The sequence below is a fragment of the Kitasatospora fiedleri genome (genome assembly GCF_948472415.1).
GTDB classification, from domain to species: domain Bacteria; phylum Actinomycetota; class Actinomycetes; order Streptomycetales; family Streptomycetaceae; genus Kitasatospora; species Kitasatospora fiedleri.
In genome coordinates, this window is sequence record NZ_OX419519.1 from 6,616,070 (window position 1) to 6,637,946 (window position 21,877).

The following is a 21,877-nucleotide window of genomic DNA, read 5'->3' on the forward strand; positions in this document are numbered from 1 at the left end:
ACACATTGACGTTTTGTTGAAGGCGAGCCTAGGCTCCCAGCACTCCTTCGACCCACCCTCGCCCTCACGACGCTCGGAGGTCCCCTCATGCCCATCGACGCCGCGGTGATCCGCTCCCGGCGGGTGGTCCTGCCGGACGGCGAACGCCCCGCCGACGTGCTGGTGCGGGCCGGGCGGATCGAGCGGGTCGCCCCGCACGGCACCCTGCCCGCCGACGGCCGGCCGCTCACCGACCTGGGCGCCACCGCCCTGCTGCCCGGCCTGGTCGACACCCACGTGCACGTCAACGAGCCCGGCCGCACCGACTGGGAGGGCTTCGCCTCCGCGACCAGGGCCGCCGCGGCCGGCGGCGTCACCACGATCGTCGACATGCCGCTCAACTCGATCCCGCCGACCACCACCGTCCAGGGCCTGGCCGCCAAGCGGAAGACCGCCGAGGGCCAGACCTGGGTCGACCTGGGCTTCTGGGGCGGGGCCGTCCCCGGCAACACCGGTGACCTCGAACTCCTGCACCGGGAAGGGGTGTTCGGCTTCAAGTCCTTCCTCGCCCCGTCCGGGGTGGAGGAGTTCCCGCACCTGGCCACCCCCGCCGACCTGGAGTCCGCGCTGGCCGAACAGGCCCGGCTCGGCGCGCTGGCGATCATCCACGCCGAGGACCCGGCCGTGCTGGACGCCGCCCCCCAGGTGCCCGGCGCCCACTACCGCGACTTCCTGGCCTCCCGCCCGGACGGCGCCGAGGCCGCCGCGGTCGCCGCCCTGCTGGCCGCCGCCCGCCGCACCGGCGCCCGGGTGCACGTCCTGCACGTCTCCTCCGCCGCCGTCCTGCCGCTGCTGCGCCGGGCCCGCGCGGACGGCGTCCAGGTCACCGCCGAGACCTGCCCGCACTACCTGACCCTGGCCGCCGAGGAGGTCCCCGACGGGGACACCGCCTTCAAGTGCTGCCCGCCGATCCGCGACGAGTCCAACCGCGACCTGCTCTGGCAGGCCCTCGCCGACGGCGAGTTCACCGCCGTGGTCTCCGACCACTCGCCCTCCACCCCCGACCTCAAACTCCTCCGGCGGCACGGCGGCAGCGGCGACTTCGCCGCCGCCTGGGGCGGCATCGCCTCCCTGCAACTGGGCCTGCCCGCCGTCTGGACCGAGGCCCGCCGGCGCGGCCACACCCTGGCGGACGTGGTCCGCTGGATGTCCGCCGGCCCCGCCGCACTGGTCGGCCTGACCGGCACCAAGGGCGCCATCGCGCCCGGGTACGACGCCGACCTGGTGGCCTTCGACCCGGACGGCGAACTGACCGTCCGCGCCGAGCGCCTCCACCACAAGAACCCGGTCACCCCGTACGCGGGCCGCACCCTCACCGGGCTGGTCCGGCACACCTGGCTGCGCGGACGGCCCGTCGACCCCGACGGCGCCCCGCACGGCCGGCAGCTCACCCGACCCCGAACGCCGAACGAAGGAGCACCAGTTGAGTACTGACCTGACCCCGGACGCGCCGTTCACCGAGCTGGTCGACCTGGCCTCCCGGCTGCTCGGCGCGGGCGTGGTCGCCACCAACGAGGACACCTTCGCGGACGCCGAGAACCTGCTGGTCGCCAAGCCGGCCGAGTTCCGCCCGCACACCTTCGGCCACAAGGGCCAGATCATGGACGGCTGGGAGTCCCGCCGCCGCCGCGGCGCCAGCGCCGAGCAGCCGCACCCCGCCGAGGACGACCACGACTGGGCGATCGTCCGGCTCGGCGCCGCGGGCCGCGTCCGCGGCGTGGTCGTCGACACCGCCCACTTCACCGGCAACTACCCCGAGACCGCCTCCGTGCAGGCCGCGTCCGTCCCCGGCCACCCCTCGCCCGAGGAGCTGGCCGCCGCCGAGTGGACGGACCTCGTCCCGCGCACCGCGCTCAAGGGCGACACCGCGCACCGGTTCCCGGTCGACGACCCGACCCGCTGGACCCACGTCCGCCTGAACATCTGGCCGGACGGCGGCGTCGCCCGCCTGCGGGTGCACGGCGAGGTGCTGCCCGACCCGCGCGAGCTGGCCGGCCTCACCTTCGACCTCGCCGCCCAGGAGCACGGCGGCGTCGCCGAGGCCGCCTCCGACCGCTACTTCTCCTCCCCGCACCACCTGAACGCTCCCGGCCGAGCCACCGTCATGGGCGACGGCTGGGAGACCCGGCGTCGGCGCGACAAGGCCAACGACTGGGTGCGAGTGGCCCTGGCCGGGGGCGGCGAGGTGCTGGCGGCGGAGGTGGACACCTCCTGCTTCGTCGCCAACGCCCCCGGCTGGGCCGAACTCGTCGGCACCGACGGCGAGACCGAGACCGTCCTGCTGCCGCGCACCCGCCTACAGCCCGACACCCGCCACCGCTACCGGCTCCCCGCGGGCACCCCCGTCACCCACGTCCGGATCAACGTCTACCCCGACGGCGGCCTCGCCCGCCTGCGCCTCACCGGCCGCCTCACCCCCGCCGGCCAGGACGCGCTGGCCCTGCGCTGGTTCAACGCGCTCCCGCTCCGCGAGGCCCGCGAGGCCCTCGCCGCGGCCGGCCTCCCCGCGGACCTCGCCGAGGCCCGGCCCTCACCGACGCGACGGCCATCCGCCCGCTCCACGAGAGCTGATCCCGGGGGCGCGCCCACCGGGGTCCGGGCGCGCCCGCCGCAGAGTCTCCTCCTCCACACGTCCGAAGGATCACCATGCCCAGAACCCTCACCACCGAGTCCGGCGCACCCGTCGCCGACAACCAGAACAGCGCTTCGGCGGGCGAGTACGGCCCGCTGCTGCTCCAGGACCAGCACCTGCTGGAGAAGCTGGCCCGGTTCAACCGGGAGCGCGTCCCGGAGCGGGTGGTGCACGCCCGCGGGTCGGGCGCGTACGGGTACTTCGAGGTGACCGACGACGTCTCGCGGTACACCAGGGCCGCGTTCCTCTCGGCGGTCGGCAAGCGCACCGAGCTGTTCCTGCGCTTCTCGACCGTCGCGGGCGCGCTGGGCTCCACCGACGCGGTGCGCGACCCGCGCGGCTTCGCCGTCAAGTTCTACACCGAGCAGGGCAACTACGACCTGGTCGGCAACAACACCCCGGTGTTCTTCATCAAGGACCCGCTCAAGTTCCCGGACTTCATCCACTCGCAGAAGCGCGACCCGTACACCGGCGTCCAGGAGCCCGACAACGTCTGGGACTTCTGGGCGCACTCCCCGGCCTCCACCCACCAGATCACCTGGCTGTTCGGCGACCGCGGCATCCCGGCCTCGTACCGGCACATGAACGGCTTCGGCTCGCACACCTACCAGTGGGTCAACGCCGAGGGCCGGGCGCACTGGGTGAAGTACCACTTCAAGACCAACCAGGGCATCCGCTCACTGGACGCGGAGCAGGCCGCGCAGACCGCCGGCGGGGACGCCGACAGCCACCAGCGGGACCTGCGCCAGGCGATCGAGCGCGGGGTGTTCCCGTCCTGGACGCTGTACGTGCAGCTGATGCCGGTGGAGGACGCCGCCGACTACCGGTTCAACCCGTTCGACGTCACCAAGGTGTGGCCGCACGCCGACCACCCGCTGGTCAGGGTCGGCCGGCTGGTGCTGAACCGGAACCCGGAGAACGTGTTCGCCGAGGTCGAGCAGGCCGCGTTCTCGCCGAACAACTTCGTGCCCGGCATCGGCCCGTCGCCCGACAAGATGCTCCAGGGGCGGCTGTTCGCCTACGCCGACGCCCAGCGCTACCGGCTCGGCGTCAACCACACCCAGCTGCCGGTCAACGCCCCGCGGGCGGCCGGGGCGGCCAACTACGGGCAGGACGGGTACGCCGCGCTGAACCCGAACGGCCGGAACAGGAACTACGAGCCCAACTCGTACGGCGGCCCCGCCCAGACCGACGAGCCGCTGCACGCCCCGCAGCCGCTCTCCGGCCACACCGGCACCCACACCACCCCCGCCCACAGCAAGGACGACGACTTCTTCCAGGCCGGCGAGCTCTACCGGCTGATGACGGCGGACGAGAAGTCCCGCCTGATCGCCAATCTGGCGGGCTCGCTCGCCCAGGTCGGCCGGGACGACGTGGTCGAGAAGAACCTCGCCCACTTCCACGCCGCCGACCCGGACTACGGCAGCCGCCTCGCCGCGGCCGTCGCCGCCCTCCGCGCGGCCCAGGAGGACTGACCCGGCGTCCGTCCGGCCGGACCGGCCCCGGCGTCCGTCCGGCCGGACCGGCCCCGGCGTGCGCGCGCCGGGGCCGGTCCGGCATATGCGTGTCAAGGGGGCGACCCTCCGTGGGGGCGAATATCCGGTGAGGGGACGGTGCGCGGGCGGTGCGCTGGCTACGCTGGGCGGAAGGCGGGACCGGCGGGGAGGGGCGGAGCCATGTCGACGGTGCGCAGGGGCCGGCGTGACGGGTTGCTCGGGCCGGGCGGGGGCGGGTCGGGCGGGAGCGGGCCGTTCGGGGTGCTGCGGCGGGCGCTGCGACTGCTGGAGGCGGTGGACCGCCGCCCGGCCGGGGCGACGCTGGCCGAGCTGGCTCGGGAGCTGTCCGTCCCGGAGGAGCAACTGCGGGCGCTGGCCGATGAGTTGGAGACCGAGGGGTACCTGGTCGGGCTGGACGGCGGCTGGGCGCTGGGCGGGGCGTTCACCCTGCTGGGCACCCAGCACCGGGAACCGATGGTGCGGGCCCGGCTGCACCACCGGCTGGAGGAGCTGCGCGAAGAGCTGGGCGCGGCCGTCTACTTCAGCCGCTACCACGACGGCGAACTCTCGGTGGAGGCGGTGAGCGCCGCCGAGGACGCCCCGGCGGTGCACGAGTGGGCGGACTTCCGGGCCACCGCGCACGCCTCCGCGATCGGCAAGTGCCTGCTCGCGCAACTCGACCACGACGCCCGGCTCGACCACCTGGCCCGGCACCCGGCCGCCCGGCTGACCGCGCGCACCATCACCGAGACCGACCGGCTGCTGCACCGGCTCGACCGGCAGCCCGCCACCGTCCCGGTGCTGGACCTCCAGGAGTACTCGATGGACACGGTCTGCGCGGCCGTCCCGATCGTCGCCGGGAGCACCGTCGGCTGCCTGGCCACCTCGCTGCCGGTCGCCCAGGCGCACCGGCTGCGCGAGGCCGCCGAGCTGCTGGCCGTCCGGGCGACGCCGCTGATGCTGGCGATGGCGGTCTGACCGACCGTCAAACCGCTGTACGAAACGGGGGCGGGCGGCGAGGATGACCCGATGAACGATCACTCGCCCCGGGCCGTCGTCCGGCCCTACCGGCCCACCGACCGGGCCGCCCTGTTCGACGTCTGCGTGCGCACCGGCGAGCTCGGCGGCGACTCCCGGCAGACCTACCCCGACCTCGACCTGCTGCCGAACATCTTCGCCGCCCCGTACGCCGAGCTCGAACCGGACCTGTCCTTCGTGCTGGACGACGGCGAGCGCGCGGTCGGGTACGTGGTGGCGACCGCGGACACCCCCACCTTCGTCCGCCGCTTCCGGGACGAGTGGCTGCCCACCCTCGCCGACCGCTACCCGCCGCCGACCGGCGCCCCGGCCACCCCCGGCGAGACGATGATCGACCTGATGCACACCCCCGAGCGGATGGTGCTGCCCGAACTCGCCGACTACCCCGCCCACCTGCACATCGACCTGCTGCCCAGCCACCAGCGGGCCGGCTACGGAAGGGAGTTGATCCACACCCTGCTCGCCGCGCTGGCCGCCAAGGGCGTCCCGCGGGTCCACCTCGGCATGGTCACCGCCAACACCGCCGCCCGCCCCTTCTACGACCGCCTCGGCTTCCACCCCATCCCCGTCCCCGACCCGGGCCCGCTCACCTACCTGGGCCGCCGCACCACCGACTGAGCCGCCCCGTTACGATCACCGCCGGTCGAAAAGGGGAGGACGAGGATGAGGCTGCTCGCGGGACGCAGGCTCCAGCAGGCCGCCGACCTGCTGGACGAGGCCCACCAGGCCGAGACGGGCGGCGGGTTCGCGGAGGCCGAACGCCTGGCCCGGCAGGCCGCCGCACTGTACGGCCGGGCGGCCGGCCCCGGCGCGCCGGAGACCGCGGGCGCGCTCGTCACGGTGAGCCGCACGCTCCAGGCGCAGGGCCGCCCGGCGGAGGCGGAACGCGACCTGCGGGCCGCGCTGGCCGCCGGCGGCCCGAAGCCCGACGCGGAAGCGCTGCTGCGCACCGCGCTCGCCACCCTGCTGCGCCGCGCGGGGCGGCACCCGGAGGCGGTCGAGGAGATCGGCCGCGCCCTGGCGGTGGACGCTTCGCCCGCCCGGGCGGTGCGGGCCCGGCACGTGAGCGCGGCCCTGCTGGCCGAGCTGGGGCGACACCGGGAGGCCGCCGAGCAGTACGCCGAGGCCGCCACCACCGCCCGCCGGGAGCACGACGGCTTCACGCTGGTGGCCGAGAGCAACCGGCTGACCGAACTCGCCTACCTGGGCGAGCACGAGGCGGTCGAGCGCGGGGCGGCCCGGCTCAGGGCGGAGTCCGTCCGGGCATCCGGCCCCGAGGCCGGTCTGACCAGGGGATCGGCCGACAACAGCCTGGCGATGAGCCTCACCCTGCGCGGCCGGCACGCCGACGCCGAGACCCTGCTGCGCCGGGTGCTGGCCGCACCCCCCGACGTCCGACAGTTCGCGCTGATCCTGCACGTCAACCTCTCCCGCGCCCTGCTCGGCCAGGGCCGCACCGAGGAGGCACGCACGGCACTGGACACCGCGCGGGCCGTCGCCGACCGGCTGCCCGCCCCGTCCGACACCGACCGCTCCGCGCTCGACCTGGCCACCGCCCGCCTGCACCTGGCCGAGGACGACCCGGCCGCCGCCGAACGGGCCGCCCGCGCGGGCCTCGCCCTCTGCCCGGCCGGCGACCGCCCCACCCACCGGGCCCTGGAGCTGCGCACCGTCCTCGGCACCGCCGAGGCCAGGCAGGGCAGCGGCAACGGGACGTTGGAGGCCGCGCTCGCCGACTGGGAGGCGTACTTCGGGACCGGGCACCACGGCGCCGCCGCCGCCCGGGCGGCGCTGGCGGGCTGACCCGGGCCGTCGGTCCGCCGGGCGGCGGCCCGGCGGCCGGACCGGGGGCGATCCGGTCCGGCCGCCGGGCCCGTGCCGGTCGACGCGTCCCCTCCAGCGCCGGTCGGGTCCCCCGTGGGCGGCTGTCGCGTCGACCGCGAGGAGCCCCGAGCGGCCAGGGCCCCCTCGCGTCGACCACGGTAGCCAGCCGGGTCCGCGCCGGATTGGCAGCGCGTCGCCGGTGGGTTGACGCCGCGTCTACTGTCCGCCGTCCAGCGACCGGTGGCGGTGGTCGCGCGGGGAGATCCCGTACGCGGCGCGGAAGGCGCGGCTGAAGGCGTCGGGGCGCGGGATGCCGCAGCGGACCGCCAGGACGTGGACGGGGGTGCCGCGCAGTGCGGGGTCGGCGAGGTCGCGGTGGGCCCGCTCCAGGCGCCGGCGGCGGACCCAGGCGGCGACGGTCTCGCCGTCGTTCTCCTCGGTGAAGACCCGGTGCAGGTAGCTGACCGAGACGTGGTGCGCCTCGGCGATCAGCGCGGGCGTCAGCGCCGGGTCGTGCAGGTTGCGCCGGACGAAGGCCCGGACGTTCTCGACCAGGGCGCGCCGCCGGGCGGTCGGCGGCAGTTCGCCCGTCGCCTCGATCTCCTCGGTCAGCCAGGCGGCCACCAGGTCGAGGACGATCGGGCCCAGCCGCTCCGCGGCGGCGGGGCCCAGGTGGGCGGCCTGCCGGTCCAGGCTGAGCAGGAAGTCCGGCACCAGCCCCGCGGTGCCGGTCCGCGCGCGGAAGCCGCGGTTCAGCACCGACCGCAGCCGCTCCGGCGGCACCGGCAGCAGCTCGCTCGGGAAGTCGATGCCCACGGCGTCGACCCGGGGCCGGTCCACCCCGGGGGGCCGGACCCCGAACGCCCGCATGTCGTACGGGCGGGAGCTGGTGGCCAGGCTGAGGTCGCCGCGGTGGAACTCCCGGGCGGGCTCGTCGGGGAGGGACAGGCTCAGCACGCCGTCCAGCACCAGGGTCAGGTGCATGAGGGCGGGGTCGGAGCGCCGGACCCGGGTGGCGGAGCGCCGGAACCGCGCGTGCGGGAAGGACGTGCCGAGGAAGGTCACCGGCCCGAGCTGCAGGTGGCGCAGCTCGGCCTCGAACCGGTCGGCGTACGGGCTGCTGGTCTCGGCGTCCCGGGTCCGCGCGATCAGGTCCCGCCACCGCTCGAAGTGCTCGCCCGGGTCCGCGTCCCGGGTCCGGGGCTCGGGCCCCGCCGTCGTGGTCATGCTCGGTCCCCCTCCGGCCGGCGGTGCCGTACGGCTCCCTCCGACGGCCCGTCCAGCATCCCAGGCGCATCGGCCCGCCGCTCCGCCGGTCCCGGTCCGGTCCGCCGCGCCCCGGCGGTGTGTCAGCAGCGCCGGGAGCGGACAGGACTGACGGTGCGTGCGTTGATCCCCGAAGAATTTCCGTTTTGCGCATATTGTCACTCCAGTGCCCCGTCGGGGCACGGGCCGGACCCCGGCAGCGGGCCCCGGCCGTGGCACACGACCGCGCGGAGCACCATGGCGAGCACCGGGACACCCCCCGAGACCCCCGACCGGTCGGCCGACGCCCGGCGGGTGCTGGGACGCCGGCGGAACTGGCTGACCCCCGTGGTGCTCAGCGCCCTGGTCGCGCTGGGCCTGTCCCTGCTCTACATGGGCAACATCCTGGCGCCGCAGAAGCACCTGCACCGGATGCCGATCGCCCTGGTCGACTCCGACGCGGGCCCGCCGCTGCCGGGGCAGTCCGGCCCGCTCGGCGCGCAGGTCGTGGAGCAGGTGGCGGCCGGCACCCCGGCCGGCGAGATCGACTGGCGGCGGGTCAGCCGGGCGGAGGCCCAGCGCCAGCTCTCCTCCGGCAAGGTGTACGGGGCCCTGGTGGTCCCGAGGACTTCTCCCGCGCGGTGGCCGCGCTGACCACCGCCGACGCCCCCGCCCGCCCGAAGCTCCAGGTGCTCACCAACCCCGGGACGGGCAGCCTCGGTTCCGGCATCGCGAGCCAGGTCAACCAGGACGCCGCGCACCGGGTCTCGCTGGCGATCGGCGGGCAACTGGCCGCCACCGCCACCACCGAGACCGCCAAGGTGTTCCTGGCCGACCCGGTCGAGGTGGTCACCGAGGTGGGCCACCCGATCGGCGAGCACAGCGGCTCCGGCCTCGGCGCGTTCTACTTCACCCTGCTGCTGCTCCTGGCGGGCTTCATGACCGCCAACATCGTGCACGCCGGACTCGACGTCTCGATGGGCTTCGCGGACGCCGAGATCGGCCCCTTCCACCTGCGCGAACCCACCCTGCGGATCAGCCGCACCCAGGTCCTGCTGGCCAAGATGGGCATGACGGCGGCCGTCGCGCTGGTCTCCGCCAGCCTGGTGATGCTCGCCGCGGTCACCATCCTGGGCATGGAGGCCCCGCACGCCTGGCAGCTGTGGCTGTACTCCTACTGCGCCGTCACCACGGTCGGCCTGGGCGTGCTGGCGATCATCGCCGCGTTCGGCAACGTCGGGCAGTTGATCGCGATGTTCGTCTTCATCGCCTTCGACCTGCCCGCCTCCGGCGCGACCGTGCCGCTCAGCGCCTCGCCCGGCTTCTACCGCTTCCTCGGGGTGTTCGAGCCGATGCGGCAGATGGTCGACGCCGTCCGGTCGATCCTGTACTTCGACGCGCAGGCCGGCGCCGGGCTGGTCCGCGGCTGGCTGATGCTGCTGCTGGGCGTCGTGGTGGCCCTGGCCTTCGGCTTCGGCATGACCCGCTACTACGACCGCCGGGGCATGCGCTTCGAACCCGGCCACCGCTCCTGAACCCCCGGCTCCGGACCGCCGTCACCGCCGCCGGGCGCCCGCCCCCGCCAGGCGTCCGGCGGGCCGTCACCACACCGCGCCCGCCACCCCCGCCCGCGAACGACAGCGCCGTGCCGAGCAGCACCGAGACCGCCAGGTACAGCCCCGACAGCGCCAGCCGCCGGGTCGAGGCCAGCGTGAACACCTCGTACGAGAAGGTCGACCAGGTCGACAGCGCCCCGCAGAAACCCGTGCCCAGCAGCAGCAGTCCGCCGGTGTCCAGGCGGTCGCGCAGCGCCGCCTCGGAGAGGAAGCCGAGCAGCAGGCAGGCCGCGGCGTTGGCGGCCAGCGTCCCGTACGGGAACGGGCTGCGCACCCGGGACTTGACGGCCACCCCGGTCAGGTAGCGGGCCGGCGCGCCGAGCAGGCCGCCGGCCAGGACGAGTAGCCAGTCAGCGACCACCGGACGTCTCCTGGTGCGCCGGGACGCCCACCGCGGCGCGGGCCGCGAACACGCCCAGCACCACGCCCGCCAGCGCCGCCAGTACCGTCAGCAACAGGTAGGCCGCGGCGGTGCCGTAGGCGTCGCCGCGCACCAACTCCCGCACGTTGTCCGTGTAGTGGGAGAAGGTGGTGAACCCGCCGAGGAAGCCGGTGCCCAGCAGGGCGCCCGCCAGCCGCTTCTGCCGGGGGAAGCGGGCCGCCAGCACCGTCATCAGGGCGCCCATCACCAGGCAGCCCACCGTGTTGACGGCGAGGATCGGCCACGGGAACGCCGTGCCCGTCGTCGGCCACAGCCGCTCCACCCCGTAGCGGGCCCTCGCGCCGAACGCCCCGCCCACCGCCACCGCGCCGACCACCGGCAGTTGCCGGCCCGGGGCGTGCTCGGAGTGGGCGTGGCCCGGGGGCCGGGCCGGACGGCCCGGGCGGTCCTTCAGGTCGAGGTACGGGTTGGTCATCGGGCTCCTCCGAGGGACGCCGTGGGCCGATCGGGCGAAAAGCGCGAACACGTGGATGACCCGTCCGGCCGGTCGGACGGAACGGGATAAGAAGTGACAAGCGGTCATGTTCGGTACGAAACAGCGTATTTGACGCAGACCGCCGGTCCGCGGACATTCGGGAGCGAGACGTGACGCACGGAGCCGAGGAGCGTTCCCGCAGCTTCCTGGAGCGCGAGCCGCCGGCCTACCTGGCCGCCTCGCTGCGCGGCGTCGGGCAGGTCGACCTGCAACCGCAGCTGCTCACCGGGGCGTTCATCCTCGCCGGGCTCTGGGCGGCCGGTTGGAAGGTCGGCCTGTTCGCCACCCTCGGCACGCTGGTCTCCACCGCCGCCGCCCACGCGTTCGGCGTCGACCGCGGCTCCATCGCGCTCGGCCTCCAGGGCTACTCGGGCTGCCTCACCGGCATCGCCCTGATCACCTCGCTCGGCAACCACCCCGCCACGTACGTCCTCGCCGCGGTCGGCTGCGTGCTGTGCACCGTCCTGACCGCCGCGCTCACCACCCTGCTGCGGCCCTACGGACTGACCGCGCTGACCGCCCCGTTCTGCGTCGTCTCCGGGGTGATGGTGCTCGGGGCCCCCTCCTTCGCCCGGATCTGGCACGGCGCGCCCGCCCCCGTCGCCGACCCCACCAGCGGCGACACCGGCATCACCTTCTCCGACCTGTGGCACGCCTTCTTCGCCAACGTCTCGCAGGTCTTCCTGGTGGACAGCTGGTACGTCGGCCTGATCATGCTGGTCGGCCTGGCCTGCGCGGGCGTCCGGGTGCTGCTGGCCGCCGCGCTCGGCTCGGTCGCCGGCATCGTCACGGCCTGGGCGCTCGGCGCGCCCACCGCGCAGGTCTCCGCCGGCATCTACGGCTACAACGCCGTCCTGGTCGGCATCGCGCTCGGCGCGGTCTTCCTGGCCGCCACCCCGTGGAACGCGGGCTACGCGCTGTTCGGCGCGGCCCTGTCCACCGGCCTGACCGCCGCCGTCACCTCGCTCTTCAAACCCTTCAACGGCCACACCTTCACCTGGCCGTTCATCCTCACCACCTGGGTGCTGCTGGCCGCCGTCCCGCAGCTGCCCAGGCTGCGGGCCGCCGCCAGCGGCTGAGCACCCCGCCGCACCCCGTCCCTGCCGCACCCCGGCCCTGCCCCGTCCCGTCCCCGTCCCCGTCCGAGGAAGGCACCCACCGATGAACCTCGCGCCCCGCGAGATCGACAAGCTGGTCGTCTACGTGGTCGCGGACCTGGCCCGCAAGCGCCAGGGCCGCGGCCTCAAGCTGAACTACAGCGAAGCCGTCGCGCTGATCACCGAAGCCATCCTGGAAGCCGCCCGGGACGGCAGGTCCGTCGCCGACTGCATGGAACTCGGCCGGCACGTGATCGGCGCCGACGCCTGCATGGACGGGGTGCGACAGATGCTGCCGCTGCTCCAGGTCGAAGCCTCCTTCGTGGACGGCACCAAGCTGGTCTCCGTGCACGACCCCATCGGGGGCTGAGGGTGTCCGGCACCCGGGTCCACGTCCTCGCGGTCTGCGGGCACGAAGCCGGGCACGGCACCGCCCTGCGGCAGCTCGCCGGGCCGGACACCACCGTGGTCACCAGCGGCCGGGAGCTCTACCGGGCGCTCGCCGCCCGCCCGGCCCGGCAGGACACCGCGGTCGTCCCGATGACGCTCGGCCGCGACCCCGGGCTGATCGCCGACGCCGCCCGCACCGTCCGCGCCCTGCCGCCCGACCTGCGCCGCACCGTCGCCGTCGCCGACCCGTTCGGCGCCCCCGAGCACCTGGTCGGCTGGCTGCGGGCCGCCGCCTCCGCCGTCCCCGCCGAGGCCGCGCTGCTGCTCACCGCCCCCGGCGGCGACCCCCACCAGGACGCCGAACTGGACCGGGTCGCCCACCTGGTGCGGCGGTACGGGCGGCACCGGCTGGTGCAGACCGCGCTGCTGGGCGGCGACCCCGACCCGGCCGAGGGCGTGCGCCGCTGCGTGCTGCTCGGGGCCCGGCAGGTCGCGGTGCTGCCCGCGTCCTTCCTGCCCGCCGCCCCGCCGCCGGCCCCCGCCAAGGTGACCGTCCTGGACGCCGGACCGCTGCTCGGCCCCGCCGCGCTGGCCGCGGTGCTCTCCGCCCGGGCCGCCGCCGCCGTCCACCGCCTGCACGACAGCGGCGAGGACGGCCTCGCGGCCGCCCTGGCCGCCGCCGACCGGCACGGTCCCGCCCACAGCCACAGCCACAGCCACAGCCACGGGCCGGACGGCGGCCACTCCCACGGGCCGGACGGCGGCCACTCCCACGACCACCATCCGCACCACGGGCCCGGGGCGGGCCACTCCCACGACCACGCCCCGCCGCCCCCGAAGGCGCAGCAGCACCTCCACTCGTCCCCGCTGACGGCTGCAAGGAGTCACCAGTGAGTTTCGGCACGTACCTGTACGGCGACGGCGACATCGAGATCAACGCGGGCCGGCGCACCGTCAAGGTCGAGGTGGTCAACACCGGCGACCGGGCGATCCAGATCGGTTCGCACTACCACTTCTTCGAGGTCAACTCGGCACTGCGGTTCGACCGCGACCGGACGCTCGGCATGCACCTGAACATCCCGGCCGGCACCTCGGTGCGGATCGAGCCCGGCGGCACCCGCGAGGTCGAGCTGTGCGAGTACGGCGGCACCGGCCGGCTGGTCGGGTTCAGCGGCCTGCTCAACGGCAGCACGGTCTCCTCCCGGGCCCGGTTCGAAGCCTTCCACCGGGCCCTGGAACTCGGCTTCGAGGGCGCCGCCGAGACGCCCGCCGACAAGCCGGAGGACAAGCCGGAGGACAAGCCGAAGCCCGGGGGCAGGCCCGCCGCCAAGCCCGCCGGGAAGTCCGCCGACAAGGGCGCGGGCAAGGGCTCCGCCAAGAAGAAGGGCGCCAACTGATGCCGATCATGACCCGCCGGCAGTACACCGACATGTTCGGTCCCACCGTCGGCGACCGCTTCCAACTCGCCGACACCAACCTGGTCGTGGAGGTGGAGAAGGACTACAGCGAGGGCCTGTACGGCGACGAGATCGTCTACGGCGGCGGCAAGAGCATGCGCGACGGCATGGGCGCCGACCCGCAGGCCACCGCCGCGCAGGGCGCGCTGGACACCGTGATCACCAACGTGGTGGTGATCGACCCGGTGATCGGCATCGTCAAGTGCGACATCGGGATCAAGGACGGGTTCATCGCGGGGATCGGCAAGTCCGGCAACCCGCAGACCCAGAACGACGTCCACCCGAGCCTGGTGATCGGCCCCGGCACCGAGGCGATCTCCGGCGAGCACCTGATCGCCACCGCCGGGGCGATCGACACCCACGTCCACCTGATCTCCCCACAGCAGGCCCAGCAGGCGCTGACCAACGGCATCACCACCCTGATCGGCGGCGGCACCGGCCCCTCCGACGGCTCCAACGGCACCACCTGCACCCCCGGCCCGTTCAACATCGCCCGCCTGCTGGAGGCGTGCGAGGACGTGCCGGTCAACATCGGCCTGATGGGCAAGGGCAACGGCAGCCTGCCCGGCGCGCTGGACGAGCAGATCGAGGCCGGTGCCTGCGCGCTGAAGGTGCACGAGGACTGGGGCGCCACCCCGGCGGTGATCGACGCCGCGCTGTCCGCCGCCGACCGGCACGACGTGCAGGTGGCGATCCACACCGACAGCCTCAACGAGTCCGGCTACTTCGAGAGCACCCGCTCGGCGTTCGACGGCCGCACCATCCACACCTTCCACTCCGAGGGCGCGGGCGGCGGCCACGCCCCCGACATCCTGCGGGTCACCGGCGAGCCCAACGTGCTGCCCTCGTCCACCAACCCGACGCTGCCGTACACCAAGAACTCGGTGGACGAGCTGCTCGACATGGTGATGGTCTGCCACCACCTGAACCACGACATCCCCGAGGACGTGTCCTTCGCCGACTCCCGGGTGCGGGCCGAGACCATCGCCGCCGAGTCGGTGCTGCACGACCTCGGCGTGATCAGCATGGTCTCCTCCGACTCGCAGGCGATGGGCCGGGTCGGCGAGTCCGTCACCCGCACCTTCCAGATCGCGCACCACTGCAAGGACCAGCGCGGCCCGCTGGAGGGCGACAGCGCCCGCAACGACAACCAGCGGGTGCTGCGCTACCTGGCCAAGGTCACCATCAACCCGGCCATCGCCACCGGCATCGCCGACCACGTCGGCTCGCTGGAGACCGGCAAGCTCGCCGACATCGTGCTCTGGCCGATCCACTCCTTCGCCGCCAAGCCCAAGATGATCATCAAGGGCGGGATCATCTCCTGGGCCCAGATGGGCGACCCGAACGCCTCGCTGCCCACCCCCCAACCGGTGCTCTACCGGCCGATGTTCGGCCAGTTCGGCCGGGCCCAGCAGTCCACCCACGTCACCTTCATGTCGCAGGCGGGCATCGCCGCAGGCGTCCCCGAGCGGCTCGGCCTGCGGCGCAAGGTGCTGCCGGTGCGCGGCACCCGGGTGATCGGCAAGCACAACATGGTGCGCAACAACGCGCTGCCGAAGGTCGAGGTCGACCCGGAGACCTTCAAGGTCACCCTGGACGGCGAGGTCGCCACCATCGAGCCCGCCCAGTCGCTGCCGCTCAACCAGCTGTACTTCGTGGTGTAGCGGATGTTCCTCAGCCCGGACGACCGCCCGGACCACCCGTCCCCCGAGCAGCTGTCCCCCGAGCAGCCGCAGCCGCAGCCACGGCCGCAGTCGCAGTCGCAGCCGCCGCTGCTCGGGGGGCTGTCCGCGCTGCTGGTCAGCCTCCAGCTCGCCGACTCCGCGTTCCCCAGCGGCTTCTACACCCTCTCGCACAGCCTGGAGGGCTACGCCCAGGCCGGGGCCGTCACCTCCGACACACTGCCCGCGCTGCTCGCCGACCTGCTGCGGCACGCCGTCGGCCCGGGCGACGCCACCGCCCTCGCGCTGGCCCACCGGGCCACCACCGCGGGGGAGCCGGACACCGTCGCCCGGGTCGACCGGCGGCTGTACGCGGGCAAGTTGAGCCGCGAGATGCGGCAGGCCGCCACCCGCACCGGGCGGCAGCTGCTCGACCTGGCCGCGGAGGTCTTCGACCGCCCCCCGATCGCCGCCTACCTGCGGCTGGTCGAGGAGCGCCGGGCCCCCGGCTGCCAGGCCGTCGCGGCCGGCGTGGTGCAGGCCGCCGCCGGGGTGCCGGTCGGACAGGCCGTGGCGAGCGACCTGTTCGCGTTCAGCGCCAGCTTCGCCGGGGCGGCGCTGCGGCTGCGGCTGACCGACCACCGCAGGGCCCAGGTGCTGCTGCGCGGCGCCGCCCCCGTCATCGAGGAGACCGTCCGCGCGGCCCTCGCCCGTCCGGAGGCCGACCTCGGGTCGACCGCCTTCGCCTCCGACATCATGTCCGGCCGCCACGAGCGCGCCGAGGCGCGCCTGTTCGCCAGCTGAGCCACCGGCGGCGACCGCCGGAGGAAACCAGCAGCAACCACCAGCAGCAACCAGCAGCAACCACCAGAGAAAACCACCAGCAGCAACCACCAGAGAAGGAGTGCCCGTGGACGACAACGTCCTGCGGATCGGGATCGGCGGGCCGGTCGGCTCCGGCAAGACCGCGCTGATCGAGGCGCTGGTGCCGGTGCTGATCGCCCGGGGCCACCGCCCCGCCGTGATCACCAACGACATCTACACCCAGGAGGACGCCCAGCACGTGCGCCGCACCCTGGCCGGGGTCCTGGACCCCGAGCTGGTGGTCGGCGTGGAGACCGGCGCCTGCCCGCACACCGCCGTCCGCGACGACCCGACCATGAACCTGGCCGCGGGCGCCGAACTCCTGGAGCGCTTCCCGGAGGTGGACACCCTGCTCTACGAGTCCGGCGGCGACAACCTGACACTGACGTTCAGCCCGGTGCTGGCCGACGTGTTCGTGTTCGTGCTGGACACCGCCGAGGGCGAGAAGATGCCCCGCAAGCGCGGCCCGGGCATCACCGAGTCCGACCTGCTGGTCATCAACAAGATCGACATCGCCCAGTACGTGCGCACCGACATCGAGGTGATGGAGGCCGACGCGCACCAGGTCCGCGACGGCAAGCCGGTCATCCTCACCAACTCGCTCGACGGCACCGGCGTGGAGGAGCTCGCCGAGTTCCTCGGCAGCCGCCGCAAGGCGCTGATCTGACCATGGCCACCGCCCCGCCCCGGCCGACGGCGGCGACCGCCGCCGACCGGCTCGACGCGGCGTACTGGTCCGCCGGCCGCCTCCCCGCGGAGGTGGCCGGCTGGGCCGCGCGCCCCGACACCCTCGCCCCCGGCTCGCCCGCCAAGGTCGGCATCCTCGACCTGGCCTTCGCCGTCCGCGCCGGCCGCACCGAACTCGTCGAGCGGTACCAGAAGACCCCGCTCCAGATCATGCGCCCGCTGTGGATCGACCCCGCCCGGCCCGACGCCGCCCACGTCTACCTGATGGCCACCGGCGGCGGCGTCACCCAGGCCGACCGCTACCGGATCGACGTCCGCTGCGGCCCCGGCACCCGGGTCCACCTCACCACCCAGGCCGCCACCAAGGTGTTCCGGATGGAACAGGACTACGCCAGCCAGCTGGTCCACCTCGAAGCGGCCCCGGGCGCCTACCTGGAGTACCTGCCCGACCCGCTGATCCCGTTCCGCGACTCCCGGTTCTACCAGCGCACCACCGTCACCGCCGCCCCCGGCTCCACCGTGGTGCTCGGCGAGACGATCACCGCCGGACGGCTCGCCCGCGACGAGCGGCACGACTACCGGGTGCTCGCCACCGACCTGGAGATCGTCCGCCCCGACGGCACCCCGCTCGCCGTCGACACCCTGCGGCTCACCCCGGCGGCGACCGGCGCACCGTCACCGGCCCCGCCGTGTTCGCCGGGCACGACCACCTCGCCACCCTGTTCGTGGTCAGCGACCTGCGCCCCGCCGCCGAGATCGCCGACACCCTGCACCGCGCCCTCGACGGCCGCGGCCTGCGGTACGGCGTCTCCACCCTGCCCGAGGACGCCGGCGCCTGGCTGCGCCTGCTGGAGGACAGCCCCGTCCGCACCGCCGCCGCGCTCGCCGACGCCTGGCGGGCCGTCCGGCTGCTGCTCACCGGTACCCCCGCGCCCGCCCTGCGCAAGACCTGACCCGCCCGCCCGCCCGGCCGTCTGCCCGCCCGGCCGTCTGCCCGCTCACCCGGCCGTCTGCCCGGCCGCCCGCTCGCCCGCCCCAGGAGGTAGAACCCCGTGCTCTCCGCGCCCCCGCCGATGCCGCCGGCCTACAACGCCGGCGACACGGCCTGGCTGCTGGCCTCCACCGCCATGGTCCTGCTGATGACGCCCGGCCTGGCGTTCTTCTACGGCGGCATGGTCCGGCTCAAGCACATCCTGATGATGCTGAAGATGAGCTTCGCCGCGCTCGCCTTCGGCACCCTGGTCTGGTGGGCGCTCGGCTACACCCTGGCCTTCGGGCCGGACGCCGGCGGGGCCGGGGTGATCGGCACCCTGGACCTGGCGTTCTTCCGCGGCATCGAGATCAACACGCTCAGCGGCACCATCCCCACCTACATCTTCGCCACCTTCCAGATGGGCTTCGCGGTGGTCACCGTCGCCCTGATCAGCGGCTCGGTCGCCGACCGGGCCCGGATGCGCGGCTGGCTGGTGTTCGTCCCGCTGTGGCTGCTGGTCGTCTACGCGCCCGCCGCGCACTGGGTGTTCGACTCCCAGGGCTGGGTCCACGACCGGCTCGGCGCGCTCGACTTCGCCGGCGGCCTGCCCGTCGAGCTCAACTCCGGCGCCGCCGGGCTCGCCGTCGCCGTCGCCCTGCGCGGCCCGCGCGACTGGGCCCGGCGCGCGGAGCGGCCCAACAACATCCCGCTGGTGGTGATCGGCGTCGGGCTGCTCTGGTTCGGCTGGTTCGGCTTCAACTCCGGCTCCGCGCTCAACGACCAGGGCACCGCCGCCGCGGCCTTCCTCAACACCCAGCTCGGCGGCGCCGCCGCGATGGTCACCTGGCCGCTGGTCGAGAAGTGGCGCACCGGGCGGGTCAGCACCACCGGCGTGGTCTCCGCGGGCGTGGCCGGCATGGTCGCCATCACCCCCGCCTGCGGCGAGATCGACCCGCTCGGCGCGGTGGTCACCGGCCTGGTCGCCGGGCTGGTCTGCGCCTGGGCGGTCACCCTCAAGTACCGCTTCGGCGTGGACGACACGCTCGACGTGGTCGGCGTGCACGGCGTCGGCGGCATCACCGGCCTGGTCATGGTCGGCCTGTTCGCCACCGCCCGGATCAGCGGCCAGAAGGGCCTGTTCCACGGCGGCGGCTGGAGCCTGCTGGGCAAGCAGGTGCTCGCCGTGCTGGCGGTGGCCGCGTTCTCCTTCACCCTGACCTGGCTGCTGGCCAGGCTCGTCGACGCCGTGGTCGGCTTCCGGGCCGCCGCCGCGTACCAGCACGTCCCCGGCGAGGCCGCCGAGACCGCCTACGACACCCTCACCGCCGAGCGCCTCGGCACCCTGGTGGACTCCGGCGCCGTCCGCAGCGACAGCGAACTCGTCCGGAAGATCGCCGAGTTGATCAGGACCCGGCGCGAGGACGGGAGCTGACGGGAGGCCCGCAGGCAGGCCCGCCGACAGGGCCGCCGGGGGGCGGCCCGCGCGACGCCCCGGACGCACGAGAGGCAGGGAGCGCGCGCTCTCCTGCCGATATCAAACTTATACCGCAAGGGGGGCCTTGCGGCAAGGCCCCCCCGATGCCGCACAATCGCTGGTCTGAACCGGGAAACCCGCGCAAACAGCACGAACGGGGCAGACCGCGAACAGCACGCGGACGGAGCGCGGCCGACCCGGCAGCGGATCGGAGTCACCACCCATGAACCAGCCGACGACCAGCGCCTTCGACCTGCCCGCGCGGCTCGCCGCCAAGGCGGACCCGGCCCTGATCGCCGCCGACGACCGGCACTTCGCCGAGGTCGCCGACACCCTGCGGCGGGACGTCGCGGAGCTGACCGCGCGCCTGGAGGAGGTGCGCCGCAGCCCCGGCGGGGCCGGCCAGGCCGCGATGGACCGCGACAACGAGGTGCACCGGCTCTCCGCCCGGCTGCGCACCCTGGGCCGCTTCGGCCACGACCTGTGCCTGGGCCGGATCGTTCGGGCCGACGACCCCGAGCCGATCTACATCGGCCGCCTCGGCCTCGCCGACGCCGACGGCCGCCGCCTGCTGGTCGACTGGCGCTCGCCCGCCGCCGAGCCGTTCTTCGCCGCCACCCACGCCAACCCGATGGGCCTGGCCAGCCGCCGCCGCTACCGCTGGCAGCGCGGCCGGGTCGGCGACTACTGGGACGAGGTGTTCACCGCCGACGGCCTGGAGGGCCACGCCGCGCTGGACGACCAGTCCGCGTTCATCGCCAGCCTCGGCAGCTCCCGCTCCGAGCGGATGCGCGACGTGCTGGCCACCATCCAGGCCGACCAGGACGCCATCATCCGGGCCGGCTCGCGCGGCTCCCTGGTGGTCGACGGCGGCCCCGGCACCGGCAAGACCGTGGTCGCCCTGCACCGCACCGCCCACCTGCTGTACTCCGACCCGCGGCTGGGCCACCGCAAGGGCCGGGTGCTGTTCGTCGGCCCGCACCAGCCCTACCTGGCGTACGTCGCCGACGTGCTGCCCAGCCTCGGCGAGGAGGGCGTGCTGACCTGCACCCTGCGCGACCTGCTGCCCGAGGGCACCGCCGTCGCGCCCGAACCCGACCCCGAGGTGGCCCGGCTCAAGGCCGCCGCCGGGATGGTGCACGCGATCGAGAAGGCCGTCGCCGTCTACGAGGAGCCGCCCGCCGAGGGACGCAAGCTCTCCACCGAGTGGTACGAGCTGTGGATCGACCCCGAGGACTGGACCGAGGCGTTCGCCGCCCCCGGCCCCGGCACCCCGCACAACGAGGCCCGCCAGCAGATCCTGGACGAGCTGATCACCATCCTGCTGGACAAGAACGCCGACTCCTTCGACGACGAGGACGGCATCTCGCCCGAGGTGCTCCGCCGCGAACTGCGCCGCGACCCCGAACTGCTCGGCGCGCTGCGCCGCGCCTGGCCGATCCTGGAGCCCACCGACCTGGTCGGCGACCTGTGGACCGTCCCCGCCTACCTGCGGCTGTGCGCGCCCTGGCTGAGCCGCGAGGAGATCCGCGCCCTCCAGCGCCCCGACCCGGCCGCCTGGACGCTCGCCGACCTACCGCTGCTGGACGCCGCCCGCCGCCGCCTCGGCGACACCGACGCCGACCGCCGCCAGCGCGCCCAGCGGGCCCGGCTGGCCACCGAGCGCGAGCTGATGGACGGCGTGGTCGACCACCTGCTGACCTCCGACGACGACGGCGAGGGCGCGGTCGCCATGCTGCGCGGCGCCGACCTGCGCGAGGCGCTGATCGACCACGACGACCCCGAGCCGGTCCACCCCGACCTGCTGGCCGGGCCGTTCGCCCACATCGTGGTGGACGAGGCGCAGGAACTCACCGACGCCGAGTGGCAGATGCTGATCGCCCGCTGCCCGCCCCGCTCCTTCACCATCGTCGGCGACCGGGCCCAGGCCCGGCACGGCTTCACCGAGTCCTGGACCGAACGCCTGGAGCGGGCCGGCCTGGAGCGGATCACCCTCACCTCGCTGACCGTCAACTACCGCACGCCGGAAGAGGTGATGGCCGAGGCCGAGCCGGTGATCCGGGCCGCGCTCCCCGACGCCAACGTCCCCACCTCGATCCGGCGCAGCGGCCTGCCCGTGCACCACGGCGCCCGGGCCGAACGGGACGGGCTGCTGGCGGCCTGGCTGGCCGACCACCCCGAGGGCACCGCCTGCGTGATCGGCGACCCGTTCTTCCCCGGCCTGCCCCGGGTCCGCTCGCTCAGCCCCGAGCTGGTCAAGGGCCTGGAGTTCGACCTGGTGGTGCTGGTCGACCCGGACGCGTTCGGCGACGGCGTCGAGGGCGCCGTCGACCGCTACGTCGCGATGACCCGGGCCACCGGGCAGCTCGCCGTGCTGCGCTGAGCCCGGGCGTCGGGCAGCTCGCCGTGCTGCGCCGGGCCCGGACGCCGGACGCCGGACGCCGGGGGCCGGGGGCCGGGGGCCGGG

At 74.7% G+C, this 21,877-nt stretch carries 16 protein-coding genes and 4 pseudogenes; 17 read left to right on the plus strand and 3 right to left on the minus strand.

Annotated elements, in window-relative coordinates:
* Positions 1–87: 87 nt before the first annotated feature.
* The 6 genes and pseudogenes from allB (at position 88) to QMQ26_RS29885 (ending at position 7,008) form a co-directional block, all read left to right on the plus strand.
* Positions 88–1,473, plus strand: coding sequence for an allantoinase AllB (gene allB, locus QMQ26_RS29860; RefSeq protein WP_100839520.1), 1,386 nt, complete (start codon positions 88–90; stop codon positions 1,471–1,473).
* Positions 1,463–2,485: pseudogene (alc, locus tag QMQ26_RS29865) on the plus strand (allantoicase); the annotation flags it as partial. The gene allB and the pseudogene alc, both read left to right, overlap by 11 nt.
* Before the next feature lie 200 nt (positions 2,486–2,685).
* A complete protein-coding gene (locus tag QMQ26_RS29870; RefSeq protein ID WP_100839518.1) occupies positions 2,686–4,146 on the plus strand; it encodes a catalase in 1,461 nt (486 codons plus the stop codon).
* 201 nt (positions 4,147–4,347) lie between these two features.
* Positions 4,348–5,145, plus strand: coding sequence for an IclR family transcriptional regulator (locus QMQ26_RS29875; RefSeq protein WP_282203391.1), 798 nt, complete (start codon positions 4,348–4,350; stop codon positions 5,143–5,145).
* A 51-nt stretch (positions 5,146–5,196) separates the two neighbouring features.
* Positions 5,197–5,823: a GNAT family N-acetyltransferase gene (locus QMQ26_RS29880; protein WP_282203392.1), complete on the plus strand. Its 627-nt coding sequence runs from the start codon at positions 5,197–5,199 to the stop codon at positions 5,821–5,823.
* A gap of 45 nt (positions 5,824–5,868) precedes the next feature.
* Complete coding sequence (locus tag QMQ26_RS29885) at positions 5,869–7,008, plus strand: tetratricopeptide repeat protein (RefSeq protein WP_282203393.1); 1,140 nt, start codon at positions 5,869–5,871, stop codon at positions 7,006–7,008.
* Positions 7,009–7,245: 237 nt separating this feature from the next.
* On the opposite strand, the gene QMQ26_RS29890 is transcribed toward QMQ26_RS29885, so the two are convergent.
* The gene (locus QMQ26_RS29890; protein WP_282203394.1) at positions 7,246–8,256 is read right to left on the minus strand and encodes a helix-turn-helix domain-containing protein; all 1,011 of its coding nucleotides are present in this window, start codon (positions 8,254–8,256) and stop codon (positions 7,246–7,248) included.
* Between the two features lie 276 nt (positions 8,257–8,532).
* Here QMQ26_RS29890 and QMQ26_RS29895 point away from each other — a divergent pair.
* Positions 8,533–9,809, plus strand: a pseudogene (locus QMQ26_RS29895) (DUF3533 domain-containing protein).
* 91 nt (positions 9,810–9,900) lie between these two features.
* Here the strand turns inward: QMQ26_RS29895 and QMQ26_RS29900 are convergent.
* Positions 9,901–10,251, minus strand: a pseudogene (locus QMQ26_RS29900) (fluoride efflux transporter FluC); the annotation flags it as partial.
* Positions 10,241–10,747: a FluC/FEX family fluoride channel gene (locus QMQ26_RS29905; protein ID WP_282203395.1), complete on the minus strand. Its 507-nt coding sequence runs from the start codon at positions 10,745–10,747 to the stop codon at positions 10,241–10,243. The pseudogene QMQ26_RS29900 and the gene QMQ26_RS29905, both read right to left, overlap by 11 nt.
* Positions 10,748–10,917: 170 nt before the next feature.
* On the opposite strand from QMQ26_RS29905, the gene QMQ26_RS29910 reads away from it, so the two are divergent.
* The 10 genes and pseudogenes from QMQ26_RS29910 (at position 10,918) to helR (ending at position 21,793) form a co-directional block, all read left to right on the plus strand.
* Entirely contained in the window at positions 10,918–11,886 is a 969-nt protein-coding gene (locus QMQ26_RS29910; protein ID WP_282203396.1) for an urea transporter, read from the plus strand.
* An 82-nt stretch (positions 11,887–11,968) separates the two neighbouring features.
* On the plus strand, positions 11,969–12,274 hold the full coding sequence (locus tag QMQ26_RS29915) for an urease subunit gamma (RefSeq protein ID WP_100839511.1): 306 nt from the start codon (positions 11,969–11,971) through the stop codon (positions 12,272–12,274).
* Between the two features lie 2 nt (positions 12,275–12,276).
* Complete coding sequence (locus QMQ26_RS29920) at positions 12,277–13,188, plus strand: sirohydrochlorin chelatase (RefSeq protein ID WP_282203397.1); 912 nt, start codon at positions 12,277–12,279, stop codon at positions 13,186–13,188.
* A complete protein-coding gene (gene ureB, locus QMQ26_RS29925) occupies positions 13,185–13,691 on the plus strand; it encodes an urease subunit beta (protein WP_282203398.1) in 507 nt (168 codons plus the stop codon). The genes QMQ26_RS29920 and ureB overlap by 4 nt, the downstream gene beginning before the upstream one ends.
* Complete coding sequence (gene ureC / locus QMQ26_RS29930) at positions 13,691–15,415, plus strand: urease subunit alpha (RefSeq protein ID WP_100839509.1); 1,725 nt, start codon at positions 13,691–13,693, stop codon at positions 15,413–15,415. The genes ureB and ureC overlap by 1 nt, the downstream gene beginning before the upstream one ends.
* Positions 15,416–15,418: 3 nt before the next feature.
* Positions 15,419–16,216, plus strand: coding sequence for an urease accessory protein UreF (locus QMQ26_RS29935; protein WP_282203399.1), 798 nt, complete (start codon positions 15,419–15,421; stop codon positions 16,214–16,216).
* A gap of 106 nt (positions 16,217–16,322) precedes the next feature.
* The gene (gene ureG, locus QMQ26_RS29940; RefSeq protein WP_282203400.1) at positions 16,323–16,943 is read left to right on the plus strand and encodes an urease accessory protein UreG; all 621 of its coding nucleotides are present in this window, start codon (positions 16,323–16,325) and stop codon (positions 16,941–16,943) included.
* Between the two features lie 2 nt (positions 16,944–16,945).
* Positions 16,946–17,916 (plus strand): annotated as a pseudogene (locus QMQ26_RS29945) (urease accessory protein UreD).
* Between the two features lie 99 nt (positions 17,917–18,015).
* Positions 18,016–19,368, plus strand: coding sequence for an ammonium transporter (locus tag QMQ26_RS29950; protein ID WP_282203401.1), 1,353 nt, complete (start codon positions 18,016–18,018; stop codon positions 19,366–19,368).
* A 265-nt stretch (positions 19,369–19,633) separates the two neighbouring features.
* On the plus strand, positions 19,634–21,793 hold the full coding sequence (gene helR, locus QMQ26_RS29955) for an RNA polymerase recycling motor ATPase HelR (RefSeq protein WP_282203402.1): 2,160 nt from the start codon (positions 19,634–19,636) through the stop codon (positions 21,791–21,793).
* The last annotated feature ends 84 nt before the right edge of the window (positions 21,794–21,877 follow it).